Annotated in this window: 16 protein-coding genes and 1 pseudogene; 7 read left to right on the forward strand and 10 right to left on the reverse strand. The window is 41.1% G+C overall.

Annotation, left to right across the window (positions count from 1 at the left end; all coding sequences use genetic code 11):
- Positions 1 to 383: 383 nt before the first annotated feature.
- The 4 genes and pseudogenes from JI65_RS17805 to JI65_RS14750 all read left to right on the forward strand — a co-directional run.
- Positions 384 to 554 (forward strand): annotated as a pseudogene (locus tag JI65_RS17805) (RHS repeat domain-containing protein); the annotation flags it as partial.
- A gap of 1,522 nt (positions 555 to 2,076) precedes the next feature.
- Entirely contained in the window at positions 2,077 to 2,364 is a 288-nt protein-coding gene (locus JI65_RS14740) for a BrnT family toxin (protein ID WP_191017926.1), read from the forward strand.
- Complete coding sequence (locus tag JI65_RS14745; RefSeq protein WP_242457265.1) at positions 2,342 to 2,653, forward strand: BrnA antitoxin family protein; 312 nt, start codon at positions 2,342 to 2,344, stop codon at positions 2,651 to 2,653. Before JI65_RS14740 ends, JI65_RS14745 begins: the two co-directional genes overlap by 23 nt.
- Positions 2,654 to 2,814: 161 nt before the next feature.
- The gene (locus tag JI65_RS14750; RefSeq protein ID WP_191017927.1) at positions 2,815 to 3,243 is read left to right on the forward strand and encodes a DUF3276 family protein; all 429 of its coding nucleotides are present in this window, start codon (positions 2,815 to 2,817) and stop codon (positions 3,241 to 3,243) included.
- 66 nt (positions 3,244 to 3,309) lie between these two features.
- Here JI65_RS14750 and JI65_RS14755 read toward each other — a convergent pair whose 3' ends face one another.
- From JI65_RS14755 to JI65_RS14770, 4 genes are all read right to left on the reverse strand, one after another.
- The gene (locus JI65_RS14755) at positions 3,310 to 3,918 is read right to left on the reverse strand and encodes a ribonuclease HII (protein WP_340138453.1); all 609 of its coding nucleotides are present in this window, start codon (positions 3,916 to 3,918) and stop codon (positions 3,310 to 3,312) included.
- Position 3,919: 1 nt separating this feature from the next.
- Entirely contained in the window at positions 3,920 to 6,067 is a 2,148-nt protein-coding gene (locus tag JI65_RS14760; RefSeq protein WP_191017928.1) for a chitobiase/beta-hexosaminidase C-terminal domain-containing protein, read from the reverse strand.
- A 90-nt stretch (positions 6,068 to 6,157) separates the two neighbouring features.
- Positions 6,158 to 6,766, reverse strand: a complete 609-nt coding sequence (locus JI65_RS14765; protein ID WP_191017929.1) for a phosphoribosyltransferase — start codon at positions 6,764 to 6,766, stop codon at positions 6,158 to 6,160.
- A gap of 9 nt (positions 6,767 to 6,775) precedes the next feature.
- Positions 6,776 to 8,341, reverse strand: a complete 1,566-nt coding sequence (locus JI65_RS14770; protein WP_191017930.1) for an ABC transporter substrate-binding protein — start codon at positions 8,339 to 8,341, stop codon at positions 6,776 to 6,778.
- Positions 8,342 to 8,576: 235 nt separating this feature from the next.
- Between JI65_RS14770 and JI65_RS14775 the strand changes: the two genes are divergently transcribed.
- Complete coding sequence (locus tag JI65_RS14775; RefSeq protein ID WP_191017931.1) at positions 8,577 to 8,957, forward strand: hypothetical protein; 381 nt, start codon at positions 8,577 to 8,579, stop codon at positions 8,955 to 8,957.
- A gap of 102 nt (positions 8,958 to 9,059) precedes the next feature.
- On the opposite strand, the gene JI65_RS14780 is transcribed toward JI65_RS14775, so the two are convergent.
- Genes JI65_RS14780 through JI65_RS14795 form a run of 4 tightly spaced genes read right to left on the reverse strand, consistent with a single transcriptional unit; the run spans position 9,060 to position 13,157 of the window.
- Positions 9,060 to 10,025: an ABC transporter ATP-binding protein gene (locus JI65_RS14780; protein WP_191017932.1), complete on the reverse strand. Its 966-nt coding sequence runs from the start codon at positions 10,023 to 10,025 to the stop codon at positions 9,060 to 9,062.
- Complete coding sequence (locus JI65_RS14785) at positions 10,022 to 11,161, reverse strand: ABC transporter ATP-binding protein (protein WP_191017933.1); 1,140 nt, start codon at positions 11,159 to 11,161, stop codon at positions 10,022 to 10,024. The genes JI65_RS14780 and JI65_RS14785 overlap by 4 nt, the downstream gene beginning before the upstream one ends.
- Positions 11,162 to 11,164: 3 nt before the next feature.
- Positions 11,165 to 12,226 (reverse strand): ABC transporter permease, encoded by a 1,062-nt coding sequence (locus JI65_RS14790; protein ID WP_191017934.1) that lies wholly within the window; start codon positions 12,224 to 12,226, stop codon positions 11,165 to 11,167.
- Positions 12,219 to 13,157 carry an ABC transporter permease gene (locus JI65_RS14795; protein ID WP_191017935.1) on the reverse strand — a complete coding sequence of 313 codons (939 nt, stop codon included), beginning with the start codon at positions 13,155 to 13,157 and terminating at the stop codon, positions 12,219 to 12,221. The genes JI65_RS14790 and JI65_RS14795 overlap by 8 nt, the downstream gene beginning before the upstream one ends.
- Positions 13,158 to 13,427: 270 nt before the next feature.
- Here JI65_RS14795 and JI65_RS14800 point away from each other — a divergent pair, with 270 nt between their 5' ends.
- Complete coding sequence (locus JI65_RS14800; protein WP_242457266.1) at positions 13,428 to 15,524, forward strand: methyl-accepting chemotaxis protein; 2,097 nt, start codon at positions 13,428 to 13,430, stop codon at positions 15,522 to 15,524.
- 105 nt (positions 15,525 to 15,629) lie between these two features.
- A complete protein-coding gene (locus JI65_RS14805) occupies positions 15,630 to 16,598 on the forward strand; it encodes an HPP family protein (protein ID WP_191017936.1) in 969 nt (322 codons plus the stop codon).
- 139 nt (positions 16,599 to 16,737) lie between these two features.
- On the opposite strand, the gene JI65_RS14810 is transcribed toward JI65_RS14805, so the two are convergent.
- The gene (locus JI65_RS14810; RefSeq protein WP_191017937.1) at positions 16,738 to 17,772 is read right to left on the reverse strand and encodes a S66 family peptidase; all 1,035 of its coding nucleotides are present in this window, start codon (positions 17,770 to 17,772) and stop codon (positions 16,738 to 16,740) included.
- 338 nt (positions 17,773 to 18,110) lie between these two features.
- A complete protein-coding gene (locus JI65_RS14815) occupies positions 18,111 to 18,884 on the reverse strand; it encodes a class I SAM-dependent methyltransferase (RefSeq protein ID WP_191017938.1) in 774 nt (257 codons plus the stop codon).
- Positions 18,885 to 19,147 lie beyond the last annotated feature (263 nt).

Here is a 19,147-nt window from a genome sequence, read left to right on the forward strand (position 1 = left end):
TTCGCCAGTCATGCCTTCAACAAAAAACATACGGAGTTTTAAAAAATTCTCGGCGTGTTTTGAGGGAAAACTCGGCGTGTTTTAAAAAATTCTCCGTATGTTTTTGGGTAAAACTCGGCGTGTTTTTTTGAAAAATCCAGTGTAATTCCGAACCTGCTTCGAAGTCCTTCATACAAAATGCAGTATAGATGCCGAAATAAATTCGGCATGACGCAACTTTTTAGACAAACTCTCCTTAGCGGTACTGTCATTCCGAACTTGTTTCGGAATCTGCGTAAATCGGTGCCAATCCAGTTAAGTTCTGCAGAATTGAATCAACCAAGTTTTATACTGTTAATACTCATTTAAGAATTGTAATTTAGTATAAAAACCGCATGTGGATTAGCACAGCCCCTGCTCTGGGAGATTACATCCCTGTTGCGCCTACAAATGACGAGGCAAAACAGCATAATTCCAAATTGCCGGGTATGGGCGGTGTGTTTAATCACATCAATCTCAATTGTTACCACTACGCGGGGAACAATCCGGTGAGGTATACAGACCCTACGGGTGAGTTTGATATTCAAGACCTTGCGTCAAGCTTTACTGATGCATTTGAAAAACGCGAGCATAAGTATGCTAGATTTTATGATTATAATATTGAAAGATTTATAACTTTTGAAGAATATAATTATTACACAGAGACTAGAGGTGCGTTACCTCCAGACAAAAAAACTTTTTACAGACAAAAATCGCGCGGTTTTGAATATTGTATTGCATTTAAGACTGAATTCGGGAAAATGTCAAAAGCTCAAAAGATTACTGCCATTACACAAGAATATCAAAAGACCCTAAAATTTTTTGAGGAGTTTACAGAAGATTATTTCTCAACAGTCAAAGATCTTGCTTATGGTGCAGGAGAATCTTTGTTTAATTTTGCCCAAAATGGCTCTTTGGCAGATTGTTTCCAAGATTTTATACTAAACAATTTTGAAACAATAGGCGATTTGGGGCAAGTAGATTTAGACGGAATCAATATACTTTTGGATCTAAAGTTTTTGGAAAGACGGTTAAATGAAATTGAAAATCAAGAGTGAGGTATTAAAAATTGAGTGATGATAAATTTTATTCATGGATTTCTTTTATATTGGGAGCAGTCGGTTTTCTTGGAACTGCAATTGTCTGTGTTTTTTTCTGGATTTATCGAAAGAACGGTATAAATTTCGGAAATCCGCCGTATTTATATTTTCCGCTTATTTCACTTATTTGCTTTATTTGTAATGTTTACGTTCGAAAAAAAATCACCGTCAAAGGTTTGATTGCAACGGCAGGATTTTTGTTTGGAATATTGTCTCTTGTTCCGATGGTATTGTTTTTTATTTTGATGATTTTACTTTTGCTTATCGGACCATTTCTTTTTATGTATAAACCATGAATTATGGTTGACAATGGAGCGCAAATAGTATTTTACCTGGAGAAACGGTGTGATATTCTTATTCCCCCAAATCGCGATTTGTAGGAATACCAAAAAATCCACTTTTCCTCGGAAAACCCACCACAAAAAGCGCCTTTTCCGGGGAAAATTAAGGATTACGCTACATATAGCGTAGTTTTTGTCGTTCTAAAATCGCTCCGAATCAACTGACGAGTGGTTTTAGAATTTTTCGCGTACGGAATAAGCCGACTGGCAGGTTCAAATAACCAGCCGTTTGAAAATGATGTTACCAACACATTAACTCCGCCAGATGTTGATATAGCAACATCTATTGATAACTATGCAAAACAAAAAAGGTAGAAATATGAAAGACGGTGGTGCAATAATTTTATTTGTAATAGGTTTGCTAACATCACTGCAATTTATTGCAAGATATTTTATAGAGCCTATTCTAAAAAAACGGAATGGTAGAAAAAACAGAATTTAGTAAAATAAAAATCGGTTTTACAATTTGCTACTTTTTATTTTTCCTGATTTTATTAATTATGGATTTGTTTGGATTCTTTTCTCTTACGTGAGAGGGGGCTGAAAAAAAATCAAAATTTTAAGGCCCCTGTTGACGAATGATAATATACACAGAATTATGTACATAGGATTAATTAATGACATTTGAATGGGACGAGAAAAAAAATGCCGTAAACAAAAAGAAACACGGCATTTCATTTGAGATGGCCGTCCGTGTTTTTCTTGATGAAAAGCGAATCGAAAAACTTGATTTTGCGCATTCGACTTTTGAGGAAGAACGGACTAATATAATCGGAAGAGTTGCTGACATGCTTGTGCTATTTGTTGTGGCGACAGACCGAAACGGCAACAAAAGAATAATTTCGGCCAGAAAGGCTGAAAAATATGAGGAGGCTGAGTATTATGAAAACTATGACGCTAGATGAATTAAAAAAACTTCCACCGCTGACAAAAGAAGAAATCGATACCGCAATGAATTTCAAGAGCACAGACTTCTCCGACTGTCCTGTGATGACAAAAGAAGAGCTAAAGGAATTCAAGCCATGGTATGAAGTTCATCCAGAATGGGTAGAAATGAAAAAAGGTGACGTACATACAAAGATAGACATGGATCTTCTTGAAGCCCTCAAGCGTGGAGGCAAGGAATACCAGAATCGCCTGAACCAGGCCTTAAGATGGGCATATGAGAACAACTGTCCTTATATGACTATGTAATTTTTTACAATTTGCAAGTCTTCCCCCAAAAAATCGCGATTTGTCGGGAACTAACTTATTGTAAGATAAAGAAAAAAAAACTTAGCAAAATTCTGTAAGAAACTGTATTATTTTCATAAGTTTTCAATTTGAGAACTAATTTTATTTTTGGGAAGGATGACATGGGTATTCGTGGAGAACTTTTTACAACTCAGGTTACATTGGAAAATCGTTCATATTTTTTCAATGTAAAAGAAAACCGTGCCGGTGATGTTTTTCTACAGATTGTAGAGAGCAAAAAAGGTGAGGGCGCAGATTTTGACCGTCACCAGATTGCAATTTTTGCAGAGGATATGCAGCAGGTTCTCGGTGGACTTGACGCTTCTCTCAAATTTATCGAAAAAGACCGAAAGGAAAAAGCTAAGATTCGGGCCGAAAAGAAAGCCGCTAAAGATGCTAAATTTGGTGCGGGTTTTGGCGAGAAAAAAATCTACCGCCGAAAAGGTGAAGAGCCACGCAAGCCAGACGGAATTAAACGCACAGGTCGCGTAATTCACGTTGTAAGCAAACGAGAGGATGCTTCGAAGGCAGAGACAAATTCAGAGAACTAATTTATAATCAGTTATAACAAAGCCCTGCAAACCGTTTGGTAAGCAGGGCTTTTATTTTGCCTGTAATTATTCAAAATTGAACGAAAGCCGCTGAATCGGGCTTGGCCCCAGTTTTTGGCAAATTTCTTTGTGGGCTTTTGTAGGGTAGCCCTTGTGTTTTGCGTAACCGTATTCAGGGTAGAGCTTGTCGTATTCCATCATCATGTGGTCTCGCTCAACTTTTGCGATTATGCTTGCAGCCATAACTTCTGGGTATTTTCCGTCAGCTTTTGGCTCGCAGCGGCATTGGCAGCCGATTTTTGGATTGTAGATTCCGTCCGTGATTGCGGAAATCTGATTTTCAAATTTTGTCTCCAAAATGATGCCGTGTTTTTTTGCCCATTCCGGAAGTTTTTTTATCATTTCGTTGTACGCCAGCGACATTGCGTAAAGACTTGCCTGCAAAATATTCATTTGGTCAATCGTTTTGTGGTCTACGATTCCGAGTCCCCAGCAAGCTTGCTCCTTGATTATCGGCTCGATTTTCTCACGTTTTTTTTCGGTAAGCTTTTTTGAGTCGTTCAAAAGTTCAATCGGAAAATCCGCCGGCAAGATTACGCACCCAGCCGTAACTGGCCCTGCAAGCGGACCTCTCCCGGCCTCGTCAAGACCGCATGTCAAAATCATATTTTCCATTTTATTTTCCTTGTATGTGAGTTTCTGTTGTATTGTTCTTGTTTTCAAGAATCATTGTTTCGCTGTCTTTCCAAATTAGGGTTGCACCGCGAATCTTTTTGTCAAAATGTGCATAAAATCCATTGTCGTTGAATTTTACGAGAACGCTGTTGAGTTCTGCGATTCTGCCAAGATGCGAAATTAATTTGCAGTTTGAGTCAGTTGATTCGAGGATTCCGCCAGAAAGACTAAAAATTATTGCCGTTTGTGCGATGGAGTTAAAGCTGCCTTTTTTTGCGAAGATTTGTGAGGCGTCTGCAGAGAAGACACAGGCGTAGGTGCGCGAATTTATTGTCACTCTTGAATCTTCAAGAGAAATTAGTGAATTTTTTGCGCTGAATCCCACGCCGTTTGAATTGAACGTGCCGAAAATTTCGCAGTCTTCAAACGAAGTTGCGGCATTGTCCAGCTCAAAAATCTTTTCGTCATTCTGCTCTCCAATTTCTGGGGCGAGTTTTTCGATTATGCAGTTTTGAAATTCTGCGCTTGAATCTTTTATTTTTATGTGGGTGTCCGCCGGAATTACAATTCTTCCGTCGTTTATGCCCGTGAACGAGCAGTTCGAGAGAATTTCGGCTTTGCCGGATTTTAGGACAATTTTTCCTTCAACAAAAAAATGCGCAAAGTTCGTATTGTTGATTGCTTCTAAAGCCTGTTCAAAATTTACGAATGGATGATAGCGGCTTCCGTCCGCACCGTAAGCGGAGGCGTTTGCCGAAATAAAATAATTATATTCATCGATTACAATGTCATATTCCGAAGTTGTGCTTACATTGTTGTTCTTGTCTTTTGCGTAGGCAAGAATTTTATAGCAAACCGCAGAATCTTTGCCGTTGAGCACGAGCGATGATTGCGTGTATTTTCTAAAAATAATTGAGTCCGTAAAATTCGGTGCGTCGTTTTTATCAGTGTAAAAACTTGCATCGATTGAAAGCGGGCCTAAAATCGCGTAAAAAATTTCTGCATCAGAATCGGTTTCGATTTTTATTTTTACGCTGCCCCGCGCATGGTTTCCGTCTTGATTTGAAGTGAATCTTGGGCTTGACGGCGGTTTTCTGTCAATCGAATAGTTTTGAGATAGAGTTCCCTGAAAAAGCCCTTGCGAGTAGATTTCAAAAACTGCTGTGGAATCGATTTGCTCGCCTTCGAGCGTGTCAAAAACTACGGAATCAAAAAATGACTTGTTTTCTCCAAAATCACCTTTTGCTCCAGAGGATTTTATTTTTAGTTTGTAAGATTTTTCGCCATTCAATTTGAACGTTACAGAACCTTTTTTTGTTTGTGCGCTGATTTTTGGTTTTGAAGGGATTTCAAAAGTTTCAACCGGATTTCCGTTTTCGTATGCAACGCTCTGCCATTTTAACGTATGCGGTTCAGTTCGGTCGATTTTTACAGGCTCGGTTGAATTTGACCACGTTCCGTCATCGAGCGTCCAAATTAAATTTTTGCCGTTAAAAGTGAACGTTTCCCAGTCGGTAAATTCAAACGGAATTTTGCGGGAAACTGAATCGGAATCAGCTTTCGTCCCGTCTGCATTCATGTTTGCGCCACGCTGATGAATTATAAATCTCCAGTTTCTGGCTTTGTCCGTAACGATGCATGAAATATATCTTGAAAGTGCGTTTTTGTCGTCAATGCTAATTTGTCGTCCTTGAATGAAAGAACTTGTGTCGTCGGCAAGTGAATACAAAAAATTTTTTGGAATTGAGATTGTATTTTCTCCGCCGCAGGTAATGATATTTTTTTCTTTGATTTCGTCTATGAATTTTTTTTCTTCTGAATCATTTTTAAATGGATTTTCTTCGTTGACCGTGTAATTGATTTCGTATTCTTCTTTTGTGCCGTTTACGAGGGCTGCTACTTTTAATGTCACATTTCCTTCAAGATTGATAAGGGATGGCTCTTCGTAAATCATTCCCATTTCGAGCGGGTCCGTGCCAGAAAGTGAATAGTAACATTCCGCCCCGTCTGACACATCGATTATAAGACTTTGTTTGTTTGCCCAAGTGCCCCGTGCAGGGCTAATAATTCTCTCTGAATTTTGAGCGTACAACATTGAAAGCGAGAATAAAAATATAGAAGAAAGGATGAAGAATTTAAATCGTCTCATTAAAAATGTGCTTGATTCTGAAAAATTAATCGTGCTTCGGCTACGCTCAGCAACCGAGCACGAGTGATAGCAAACTCGAAAGTTGCGTTACTAGTTCTTTTTGTTCATTATTGGTTCGAGGATTCCGCGCAATTCAGGATCCTGCTTGTAGTAGTAATCTTCGAGTTCTTTTTCGGTAAGACCTACAAGCTCATGGCTCAAGTAGTGAATCCAGCGGTCATCGTCCGGACTTGAAATATCGAATTTTCTGCACCAATAATCAGGTTTTATTGGAAGTGTGTCTTTGTAAGTGAAATTCTTAAAATCATGAACGACAACTTTTATATCGTCGCGTGGAATTCCATGTTCCATAAGAACTTCCACGAGATAGTTCAGTGTGCGTCCTGTGTCGTAAATGTCATCGACCAAAAGAATCTTGTCGCCGGCTCGAAGATATTCTGGTGAATAAGTCCATCCGTCAATACGGATTTTTCCGCTCTGGTGAATGTCTGTGTACGAGCGGGCAACTACTGCTGCGTAGAGAACTGGCTTTTTGCCTTTGAGGGCGAGCTTAAAATATTCGCTCATAACGTTTGCCATGTACGCTCCGCCACGAAGAGAAGTGTATATAACGTCCGGCACAAACCCTTCTTTTAGCACTTTGTCTGCCAATTTGATAGCATCGTTTCTGACGACATCGTATGGTAAAAATTCTTTCATAAAAAACTCCTATTTCGAATAGTAAAAATTGTTGTCAGGCAATTCCTGTCCAACTGATTCTGGATTATAGTTCATAAAAATTGAAATGAGCCGCTCGATAGAAACCCTGCCATCTTTTGCGCTTTCCCAAACGAAGTTTGCCGTAGGAATTGATTTTGCGGCGATTGGTGCCAAAATTCCTGTGGTGTGCTTCTGGGTGAGGGGGGCTGCTTTGTTTGGGCTGGTAACTACCCATTTTGTAGCTTCTTCACAAGATTTTATGATTTGTGCAACGACTTCTTTATTGCCGTTTGCATAATTGCCGTTTGCAATCAAAACTGAATGCGGAAATTTTGATTCTGTTTCGACAGACGCAAATTCTTTTTGAATGTCGAGCACTTTTTTTACAGAATTACTTTTTCGCATTGCGACAGTAGAAAATGGTTCTGAAACAAGTGCGAATTCAATTTTGTTCGTGATTACAGCCGCTGCGATTTCTGAATTCGGAATCGAAAAGTCGAATTTTACGTCTCCGTCAGTTTCGCTAGTTGCAACCGTAAGTCCTTTCTTTTCGAGAATGTGTCTTAAAATATATTCAGCACCAGAATTCTTTTTTGGAATATAAATTGTTTTGCCTTTTAGATTCTCGATTGATTTTACGGAGTCATTCTTAGAAATAATTGAGAGATTTCCTGTTTCGGTTATGCCAAGAACGACGATGGAACCTTTGTTTTCCATGTAAGTTTTTGCGGCAAGTTCTGTCGGAACAAAACCGAATTCCAGCTGGCCCGAAATGATTTTTTGAATTTCGTCCTCGGCCGAGTCGCATTTTTCTACGACCGTATTTGTTTTTCCCTCAAATTCTGGTTTGTTTTCAATAAAGTATGCGGCAGGAATTCCTGAAATGTCGGCAAATGTTCCGATGTGGATTGTGCGCTTGTATTTTTTTTCAACGGGAACATCGTCTTTTGCGGTGTCAGAGCTTTTTTCAACTGTTACTGAAGTTTCGGTATCAATTTCCTCAACTGTTGCGGTTGTTTCTGTTTCTTCTGAGTCTGATGAAGTGCCCGTCAATTCGGCAAGCTTTGCGTTGAATGAATTTTCAAGTTCTTTTTGCTGCTGCGCATGAGTTTCTTGAAGTTCTTTTACAGCAGTTTCCTGCTTGCTTTTTAGTTCCTCTGTTTCTTTTGCGTGTTTTTCAGTTAGTTCATCAAGTTCAGTCTGCTCTACGTCTTTGCGTTTTTTTGCGCTTGAAAGTTCTTTTGACTGTTTTGAAGAAAGAGCCTTTACTTCTTTTGCCTGAGCTTTTGTGAGATTTTTTAATTCTTTAGATTGTTTTTTTGTTAATTTTGAAGCTTCGCTTTCATGCTTTTTTTTAAGAGCCGCGATTTCTTTTTCTTTTTTTAAGCGTGCAGATTTTTCCTCTTTAGTTTCTGTTTTTGCGGGCTCACTTGTTTCCTGTGCATCTTCTGTGTAACCTGCAACCTGCGCTGTAATCTCTTGTTCAGAAAAATTCCGTTCATTGCCAAATACATTAAATGCAGATGCAGCCACTGCAAAAGTGATTGCAAATGAAATTAGCTTTACACGTTTCATACTTTTTGTTCCTAAAAGAAAAAATTATTTTATCTATTATAGTTCATTATTTAAAAAATTCAATTCAAAGGAACGAAAGATGTGTGCGAAACTTCCTTCAAATGTCCAAAATATCTAGAAAGTGCAAAAATTTTAGCATGACTTTTTTGAAAAAACAAGAGAAAAAGTGAAAATATATTGACTTTTTGAAATATATAATTAAACTTAAAAAAGTTTTTTTTCAGGGGGTTATAGAATGAAAAAACTAACATCTTTTGCAGCAGTAGCAGCTTCTGTTCTTTTGTTGAGCGGTGCATTGATTAGCTGTAATGAAAAGAAAGCAGAGACAACAGCGGCAGCAGAAACACCTGCAGCAGAAGCACCTGCTGAAACTACAGATCTTAACGCAGCAGTTGACGCTGCTAAAGAGGCTGCTGATGCAGTAAATGCAGCAGTTGACGCTGCCGCATCTGTATCATCAGAGGAAATTAATGCAGCCGTAGATGCATTGAATGCAGCAGCAGAAGACGTTGCAAATACAGCGGCAGCTGTATCATCAGAAGAACTCAACGCAGCAGTTGACGCAGCTAATGCGGCCGCAGATGCAGCAGCAAACGCTCTTAATGCTCTTAACTAATTTTTGATTTTTAAATATTAGTTTCAATTTTGCTTAAAAAGGAATCAGTTTTGGATTTCAATCTGATTCCTTTTTTGCTTTTAAATCCGACTAAATTTATCTTCAAACAGCAACTGTTTCTTTTTTGTGTTCGGTGTTTTTGTCACTTATTGGAAGCCACTCGGAGAATTCCTTGTCGGTGCATGAAACGTAATGCTGTCCTGTTATGTGATGCAGCGTGCCTTCCGAGTATTTTATTCCGCTCGTTTTGTGGTCGTATGTTTGAATCAAGCGATTCTTTTCGACGATTGGGTTTGGACGCGGAATTGCAGAAAGAAGGCTTTTTGTGTACGGATGAACAGGATTTTCAAAAATCTCGTCCGTGGTGCCAGTTTCAAGAAGATGACCAAGGTGGAGAACGCCGATTCTGTCGCTGATGTATTTTACCATGCTCAAATCATGGGCAATGAAGAGGTAAGCGGCGCCTGTTTCTTCCTGAATGTCCTTCATCATGTTTACGACCTGCGCCTGAATCGAAACGTCAAGGGCAGATATGCACTCGTCCGCAATCACGAGTTTTGGGTTCATTATGAGCGCGCGTGCAATTCCGACTCGCTGGCGCTGTCCGCCTGAGAACTGGTGCGGATAACGTTCGATGTGTTCCGGGGAAAGTCCGACTTTTTTGAGGATTCGCTGGATTTTTTCCTCTCGTTCTGCGCGGTTTTTGTAAAGGTGATGAATATCAAGTCCCTCGCCGATGATTTCGCCGACTTTTTTTCGTGGATTCAAGCACGCCATTGGGTCCTGAAAAATCATTTGCATGTTTGTGCGCAAAAAATCTTTTGTTCCGCGGTTCAGTTTGCTTGAAATATCCCGGCCGTCAAAAGTGATTTTTCCCTGTGTCGGATCGTACAATCTGATTACACTTCGACCGATTGTGGATTTTCCGCTTCCGCTTTCGCCAACAAGTCCGTAGGTTTCACCCGGAAAGATTTCGAATGAAACGTTTTCGACTGCTTTTACGGTAAAACTTGAAGAAACCTTAAAATATTGACAAAGGTTTTCGACTTTCAATAATGGTTCTCTCATGCTTTTTCCTCCTCGTTGATTTTAATATTTTCAGCGTCGGCTTTCATTTTGACGATTCGCTCTTTTAATTCTGCCGGAAGTTCTACTTTTGGTGCTTTTGGATGCAAAAGCCACGTTGCAGCTTCGTGAGTCTCGCTTCCCGGCACTTTGAACATTGGAGGTTCCCGCCTTGAATCAATGTTGAGCGCGTAAATGTTTCTTGGCTCGAACGGGTCTCCCTTTACGCGGTGCAAAAGGTTTGGCGGCGAGCCAGGAATCGTGTAGAGCCGTTTTCCGGTCGTGTCCAAGTCAGGCATTGCGCTCAAAAGTCCCCATGTATACGGATGCCGCGGGTCGTAGAAAATCTCGTCGGCGGTGCCTCGCTCAATGATTTTTCCCGCGTACATTACGTTAATTCTGTCGGCAACTTTTGCAACAACGCCCATGTTGTGCGTGATGAAGATTACCGAAAGATTTCTCTCGCGCTGGATTTTTTTGATTAGGTCAAGAATTTTTGCCTGAATCGTTACGTCGAGCGCGGTGGTTGGTTCGTCGCAAATCAAAAGTTCCGGGTTGCACGCGAGCGCGATTGCAATTACGATTCGCTGTCTCATTCCGCCTGAAAGCTGGTGTGGATAGTTCTTCATTCTGTCTTCGGCGTTCGTGATTCCTACTTCCTTCAAAAGTTTTACAGCCTTTTTCCAGGCTTCTTCCTTTGGAGTGTTGTAGTGATAAATCATTCCTTCCATTATCTGCTTGCCGATTTTCATTGTTGGGTCTAGAGATGTCATTGGGTCCTGAAAGACCATCGCGATGTTTTTTCCGTTGATTTTTTTTCGGATGTCCCGCGTCTTCATGTTCAGAATGTCGTAAACCGTGTGCGTAACGTCGTCTGGCTCAAGACAGTTGTAAGTTATGGTTCCTGAATTTACGATTGCGTTTTTTGCGAGAATTCCCATTGCGGCTTTTGTGGTGACTGATTTTCCGGAACCTGATTCACCTACGATTGCGACAGTTTCGCCACGCCTAACGTCCATGTTGAATCCGCGGATTGCGTTTACGATTCCTGCGGTTGTCTTAAATGAGATTGAAAGGTCTTTTATGCTTAAAATTATGTCTTCTTTTTTGCTTTCTTGTCTGATTTCCTGTTCGCTCATAAACTACGCCTCCTTGAATTTAGGGTCGATTGCTTCACGGAGTCCGTCCGCAAGAATATTGAAACTGAGCATCAAAAGGGCAAGGACAACAATCGGCGGCACAATCTGATAAGGATGTGTCGTAAAACTGTTGAACGCGTCGCTAATCAGCGAGCCGAGCGAGCACTGCGGAACCGGGATTCCGAGACCGACGAAACTCAGGAATGCTTCCGTAAAAATTGCTGTCGGAATCGAGAACATTGTCTGTGTTATAACCTGTCCGTTTATGTTCGGAAGAATTTCGTGGAAGATTATCGAGAAGTTTGAGGCACCGAGCGTTCTCGATGCAAGAACGTATTCTCGTTCCTTCAAGTTCAGCATTTCGGCACGGGCGATTCGGCTCATTCCAATCCATTCTGTAATCATCAGCGCAAAAATAATCGTCGCGATTCCAGGTTTAAGAATCAGCATTAAAAGCGTTACGATTACGAGGCGCGGGATTCCGTTTACAATCTCGCTGAATCGCTGCATGGAAGAATCTATGAAGCCTCCGAAGTAGCCTGAGATAAGTCCGTAGCTCAAACCTATAATCATGTCGATGATTACTGCGACAATCGAAATGTAGAGCGAGACCCGTGTTCCCATCCACGTGCGTGTCCAAATGTCGCGCCCGAGCACGTCAGAACCGAACCAGTAGTAAACGTTTGTGTCTCCGTTCTTTTCGTACAAGTTCACTTTTTTTGTGCTTCGGGTGGTTTTCATTGTCTCGTGTCCGTCAAAAATTCCGAGTTTTTCTATGCCCTGAATTCTTGGCGCGTAGTTTTTTTGTTCAAGATTCTGCTCCGAGTATGAATATTTTGTCATGTGCGGGCCGACGAATGCAAAGAACATGATGATTAGAATCATAAAGAGCGAGGCCACGGCACCTTTGTTTGCCCAGAATCTTGCCCGAACTTCTTTCCAGTAGCTTACGCTCGCAAAGTTCCTGTCGATTTTTGAGGCGGAAGAGTCTGCTTTTAGCTCAAAGTCGTCCGCAAGGAATTCGTCCTGAGATGAAGTTGTTTCTGTTTGTGCAAAATTACTCATTTACTGCTCCTGAAAGTCTGATTCTTGGGTCTATGATTCCGTACATAATGTCAACCGCAAGCATGATTGCAATGTACATCGCGCTGTAAATAAAGCTCAGAGAGATTACGACGTTGTAGTCGTTCGACTGGATTGCCGTTACGAGAAGCGAGCCGATTCCAGGAATCGAGAAGATTTTTTCGACTACGAGTGAGCCTGTCATCAAATCTACGATGAGCGGAGCCAGAACCGTGATGATTGGAATGAGCGTGTTTCTTAGTGCGTGAGTAATAATCAGCCTTGGGCCAAAAATTCCCTTGCTTTCTGCGAGCTGCATGTATTCTGAGCCGAGGGCTTCGAGCATTTCTGTGCGCGTAAAGCGCGCGATGGATGCCATTGTGAACATACATAGGGAAATGCTTGGTAATATAGAAGAAAAGTACGGGGACTGATTTGAGAATAGCATTGGGAAGACTCGCCACTTGAATCCGAGCTGGTAACTTAAAGCCAGAGCGAAGACGTAGCTTGGAACGGAAACGCCGATTACCGAGATTACGGTGGCGATTGTGTCCCAGATTGTCCTGTGCTTGATTGCGGCGATTATTCCGAGAATAAGACCAATCAAAGCTCCGATGAATACGGCCTGAAATCCGATTCTGCACGAAATTGGAAGCCTTTGCGAGATAAGCTGCGAGATTGGCGTGTTCTTTGAAATGTTGTAGCTAAGCCCAAAGTCGCCACGAATCATGCTTCCGACGTACTTGAAGAACTGGATGACAATCGGCTTGTCAAGCCCGTACTTTGCGTAGAGCGCAACCCTCTGGTCGTCGCTCAGTTTTTCGTCGTTGAATGGTGAGCCTGGCATGAGCTGCAGCAAGATGAACAGCACAAGAGTAATTGCCAGCAGTGTAAAAAGTGAGATTAGTATTCGTTTAAGAATGTATTTTCTCATTTCGTCTCCCCAATTTTAAATATTTTATTGTGACATAAAAAAAGATGAGCCGACAATACACCCGTATCATCGGCTCATCTTTGAGTTAGTACTATTCTATATGTTTTATGTATTTCTGTAAATAGAAACACGAAGTTTTTTTACATCGGTAAGTTTTTAATGCGGAATTTATGTCAAAAAATCTTGCTTGCTTTTATGAAAATCGACTTTATACTTAATAAAGATAATTTAAATATTTTTGCTTATTTTTATGATTGCGGAGGATTTTGTATGGGCAAAAAGAAGGAAAAGCAGGGGAAACTCGTTGTTTCAGTTGTTGTTGCTTTGGGAGTTGCAATTCTCCTGCTGAATATGGGCCAGGGGCTTCTTGTAAAGAATAGTGCGGAGTCTGAAATTAATAATCTTTATAAAGATAGTGTTACTCAGATTGCTGATATTTTCCGCGATGATGTTTATACGACGTTGCACAGTTACGCAAATCAGCTTCATTATTATACGGCATCTGATGTTGCGAGAAATGGAACTACCGAGGAAATCGTAGAGTGGCTCCATGCTCATAAGGAGCAGAGACCTGAGATTTATAACTATGTAATTTACGTTACGCCCGACGGAACGTGGAATTCTGATGATGGCGGAACGGGCGATGTTTCCGACAGAACATATTTTAAGGCGATTATCGGCGAGGGAAAAGATGAATTTATTGATTCTGTTGTAGTTTCCAAAAACAACGGAAAGCACGTTTTTCACGTGGCAAAAGCTGTTAAGCAGAATGGACAGACCGTTGGATTCTTTGCGGGAATCGTTCAGATTGAAGAACTTGTTGCTCTTACAAATTCTATAAAACTTGGTGAAACTGGATATGCGTTCGTAATCGACAAAAAAGGATTTATTACGGCTCACAGCGATACGAATTTGATTTTGAACCGCAATGTGCTTGACGACACCGATTTGGACAGTTCTACAAGAGCTGTGTTCCAAAAAGCTGTCCAGGGCGGAAAAGGTGTTGATTCGATTATTTCTCTTACAGGCAAAAAAGAATTCATCACGTATTCTGAGGTTGAGGGAACTCCAATGACGATTGTTGTTGCTGTGGAGGAATCTCAGCTTAAATCTGTTGCTACGAAAGTTACTCGGCTCATCAGTATTTTCTCTTTTGTGTTCCTTTCTGCTGTTTTGAGCCTTCTTATTGCTGTAATCGGAGTGGCTCTCAAACCGCTTAAAATTGTGCAAACTACAATCGAAGGCATTGCAAGCGGAGATGCAGATCTTACAAAACGAATCGAAATCAAGAAATCGAATAATGAAATTGGTGCGGTTGTTCGAGGATTTAATACTTTCGTCGAAAAACTGCACGAAATCATCAAGCAGGTAAAAGATTCTAAGAAAATGCTTTCTGTGGCCGGCGAAAATCTTTCGGCGAGCGCGGAGGATACTTCAATTTCGATTTCGGAGATTATCGCAAATATCGACAATGTTAAGAGTCAGGTTGAGCAGCAGGCGAACAGTGTTGACCAAGCGGCCGGTGCGGTGAACGAAATTTCTTCGAACATTTCTTCTCTTGAAAAAATGATTGAGGGACAGTCTAATCAGGTTGGAAATGCGTCTGCGGCTGTAGAGCAGATGATTGGAAATATTTCGAGCGTAAACCAGAGCGTTGAGAAAATGGCTTCGTCATTCGATCAGCTCCGCACTGCGGCTCAGGACGGACTTAACAAGCAGAATGACGTTAACGCAAAAATTGAGGATATTGAGCAGCAGTCAGTCATGCTGCAAGAAGCTAACGCGGCGATTTCTGCGATTGCGGAACAGACTAATCTTCTTGCTATGAATGCCGCGATTGAGGCTGCCCATGCCGGCGAGGCTGGTAAAGGATTCTCGGTTGTTGCGGATGAAATTCGTAAACTTTCGGAAACTTCGGGCGAGCAATCTCGTTCAATTGGTGACCAGCTTAACAGAATTAAGGAGTCAATCGGTTCTGTAGTTCATGCTTCTGCATCTTCTAGCGAGGCGTTCTTGTCGGTCACTTCAAAAATTCAGGAAACGGACGAACTTGTTATGCTCATTAAGGGCGCGATGGAAGAGCAGCAGGAAGGAAGCCGTCAGATTGTAGAATCTCTTCACTCTATGAACGACAGTACTTCTGAGGTTAAGCTTGCTTCCCGCGAGATGACAGAAGGCAACAAGGCGATTCTTGATGAAATGGAGCGTTTGCAGACTGCTACAACTTCGATTAAGCAGAGCGTAGAAGAAATGGCTCATAGTGCAACAAAAATCAACGAGACAGGAAATGCGTTGAGTGACGTTACGAAGGATCTTGGTAAGTCAATCGACAACATTGGCGGCCAAATCGACCAGTTCGCCGTATAAAAGATGTGTTCGAAAACTTCAGCTTTTTGAACAGGTCTAAAGATTTTTTACTGCCCGTGGAAACGCGGGCATTTTTTTCTTTAAAAATATGCTAATCTTCATTTTATGAAATCAAAAATCTTCGGTTATGTTTGTACGCTTTTCGTAATTTCTGCGATGATTCTTGCAGCTGAACTTTCTGACGAAAAAGAAATTATTTTTCCAGAGGTGGCTGCGCTTTCCGTGGGAGCTTTTATAACGCCACGATTGGTTTGGAAAACCAACTATATAAAAATCCTTGTGAGCATTTCTGTTTGTGCTTTGCTTGGCGTGCTGATTGTGACGCACGTTCCGCTACCTGTTTGGGTGCAGTTTTTTCTTGCTTTCCTGATTGGCCAGATTGTGCTTTTTGTTTCCCGAACGACATTTGCCCCGCTTATTTCTGCAATCTCGCTTCCGGTTCTCATTCAGACTCGGAGTTTTGTTTACGTTGGGGCTGCGGTGGTTCTTACGATTTTTGTGTGCTTTTTGAGCATTGTTCTTGAAAAACTTGGCGCAAAAGACCAAAACGAATATGAGCCTGTTGTGCACGAATCTTTTAGGGAGCTTTTTGATATTGTTTTTAGGTGCGGGGCAGTGTTTTTGCTTTCGTTTTTGTGCATTCATTTTGATGTGCGTTTTTGTGTTGCGCCTCCGCTTCTCGTAGCGTTCACTGAGCTTTCAAGAAAATCAAGTCTTGCGCTAAAAAGACCTTTTTCAGTGATTCTCTTGTTTTTTCTGTGCGCATTTTTTGGGGCTGTGAGCCGATTCTTTTTGTGCGTAAAACTTGGCCTTCCGCTTACGCTGGCAGCTTTTTTGGTGGCAATTTGCGTTCTTGTTCTTGTAAGGATTTTCTCTTTTCCTTTTCCTCCCGCCGCCGCAATGAGCATTCTTGCAATGCTGATTCCTGAGAGTGCTGTGATTTTTTATCCTCTTCAAGTGCTTTTGGGAATTTGTGTGCTCGTGATTTTGGCTTTTTTTTGGCGAAAGTGTGCTGGGGAGAAAATAGAGGCGTTCGAAAACTTCCGCTTTTCGCTCCCTTCCATTAAAAATTGACTTTTTTAATCAGCTTAAAAAATGCGTCCACTGCCAGTGCAGAGATGCCGAAATAAATTCGGCATGACGGCACAGTGTTCAATCCGCATGGCAGAAAAGTTGAAATTTGACTCGTTAATTACTGCACCGAGATTCAAAATCAGTTCTTGAATTTTATCTTCTGCTGATTAAAGTCAACTTGGGCTTCGACTCCGAACGGAATTATGCATTTGGGCGCGGCATGACCAATGTTTACGTTGTAAAGAATCGGAAGATTCGGATTTGCGATTTCTTGAACGAGAATCTTTTTGTAGTCGTCGTAGTAAACTTCGTCAAATGGCTTTCCCACAAGAACTCCGCTTATTACCGAGAAAATTCCGGTTTGTTTGAGCGTAGAAATCATTTTTTTGTACAAGTCCGGCTTTGTTTGCTCTTCACTTGATTCCAAAAGTAAAATCTTGCCTTTCCATTCTTCGACTGAAGGAAAAAGTCCGTATTTTTGGCAGAGGGACGGACTGTCTGCATAGCGGGTGCCGTCGAACATGTCAAAAATCGTTTCGATGCAGCCACCGAGAATTTTTCCGCTGAAAGTCGGTTTTCCTTGCAAAAGTTCAAATCCTTTGTTCGGGAAGCATGGTCTTTTTACGCCGATTTGGGAAGGCTCGTAAGATTCGCGGGCTTTGTACCAAACGTCGCTCGGAGTGATTTCGTCAATCTTGCCTGTATTCAAGAGTTCTTCCAAAAATTTTTTTGAATACGGAAGCATTTCGTTTTCAAGCTCGCACACATCGGCGAGGAAAGATTGTCCGTAAAATGTGTTTAGTCCGACTTTGTGGAGCATAAAATGATTCATTGTGGAATCTGAAAATCCCAAGAAAATCTTTTTGTTTTCCTGAACTGCATTTTTCAATTCATCATTTTCGAATAAATACGGAAGAAGTCTGTATGTGTCGTCCCCGCCGATTGCACAAAGAATCATGTCGATTGATTTGTCTTTTAGTGCATTCAAAAGATCTTTTGCGCGTTCTTCGGGATGTTTTGCGACATATTCGAGTCCTTTGAGCGCGGAAGGCGTTGTTTGAACTTGGATTCCGTATGATTCAAGTCGTTTTAAGCCAATGTCGAGTTCGTGTTTTATGAAAGGTTCTCCAAGAATCCCTCTTGAAAGACTTGCGATTGCAATTTTTTTTACCATAATACTCTCCTTGATATGTCATATTTTGTATTTTTGATTTTCTGATAAGAATGAAACGCAAATACTGGCTTTTCGCTCGAAAATTCACTTGTCGTTTTATGAACAGCTGCAAAAAGCCCCCTCCAAAGTACTAGTTTTTCGTAAGAAAAACTAGCGGGAAGCGCACAAAGTTCACTCAAATTTAAAAAGTGTGAGCGGTGCGCGAACACTAAAATTATATTCGTAAACCGCAGCGTTCCTTGTTGCTGCGTTTTACGAACAGCTGCAAAAAGTACCCACCAGAGCACTAGTTTTTCGTAAGAAAAACTAGTGGGAAGCGCACAAAATCCACCTAAATTTTAAAAGTCAACTTGTAGCGCTTCCTTTTTTATTGCCCTTGTTGCAATGTACGTCGGAATATTCATTTCGTGAAGCCGTCCTTCTCCGTTCGTGTCCTCAAAAATTGACGTGAGCGTAAAGCCAGCCTCAAGCTGACCGCCAATCTGCTCTTCGAGGGTGTGCGAAAACTGGATTCCCGCATCGCTTTCTTCGAGTTGTTTTTTGTGCTCTGGATTTTTTAGCGGATTGAACGGCAGCGAATTTTTAACGAAAGTCTCTTCGTCGTCGGCAAAAAGATAATTAGTGCCGTTGTCCAGGCCAGCAAGAAGAATTCCGCCTTTTTTCAAAACTCGGTAACATTCCTTCCAGATTGGTTTTACTTCTTCAACGTAGCAGTTTGAGACTGGATGAAAAATCAGATCGAAAGTTTCGTCCTCAAACGGAAGCTGTTTTGTCATGTCCGCTTTTATGATGTTGATTTTGTAATTTTCCCGCTCCGAAACGAGTCTTTCGCTTTTTAGCTGTTCCTCTGAATAATCGAGTACTGTGCATTCTGCTCCGAGTGCCGTAAAAATTGGCATCTGCTGACCGCCTCCGCAAGCAAGTCCCAGAATGCGTTTGCCTTTAAGCTCACCGAACCATTCATGTGGCACAAATTTTACAGGAGTGAGCTTTACATCCCAAATTCCTTTTTTAGCTGATTCGAAAATCTCGTGGTTTATGGGCGTGCCCCATTCCCATCCAGATTTTATCCAGCTGTCGATTGTTTTTGAATTGATTTCTTGATATGTCATATTTTGTATTTTGAATTTAAAAATGCCGAATCAAGTTCGGCATGACAATTTCACCTGCGCTTTTTTTATAAGTTTGTCAACCAAATCGTGAGTTTTGGAAAGCGCAAAAAGCCCCACCAAAGCACTAGTTTTTCGTAAGAAAAACTAGCGGGAAGCGCACAAAGTTTACTTAAATTTAAAAAGTCAACTTGTAGCGCGTTTTTTAAAGTTTCTTCACCAAAGCGCGAGTTTTTGGAAATCTCAAAAACTAGTGGGAAGCGCAC

The sequence above is a fragment of the Treponema zioleckii genome (assembly GCF_014737315.1).
Classification (GTDB): domain Bacteria; phylum Spirochaetota; class Spirochaetia; order Treponematales; family Treponemataceae; genus Treponema_D; species Treponema_D zioleckii.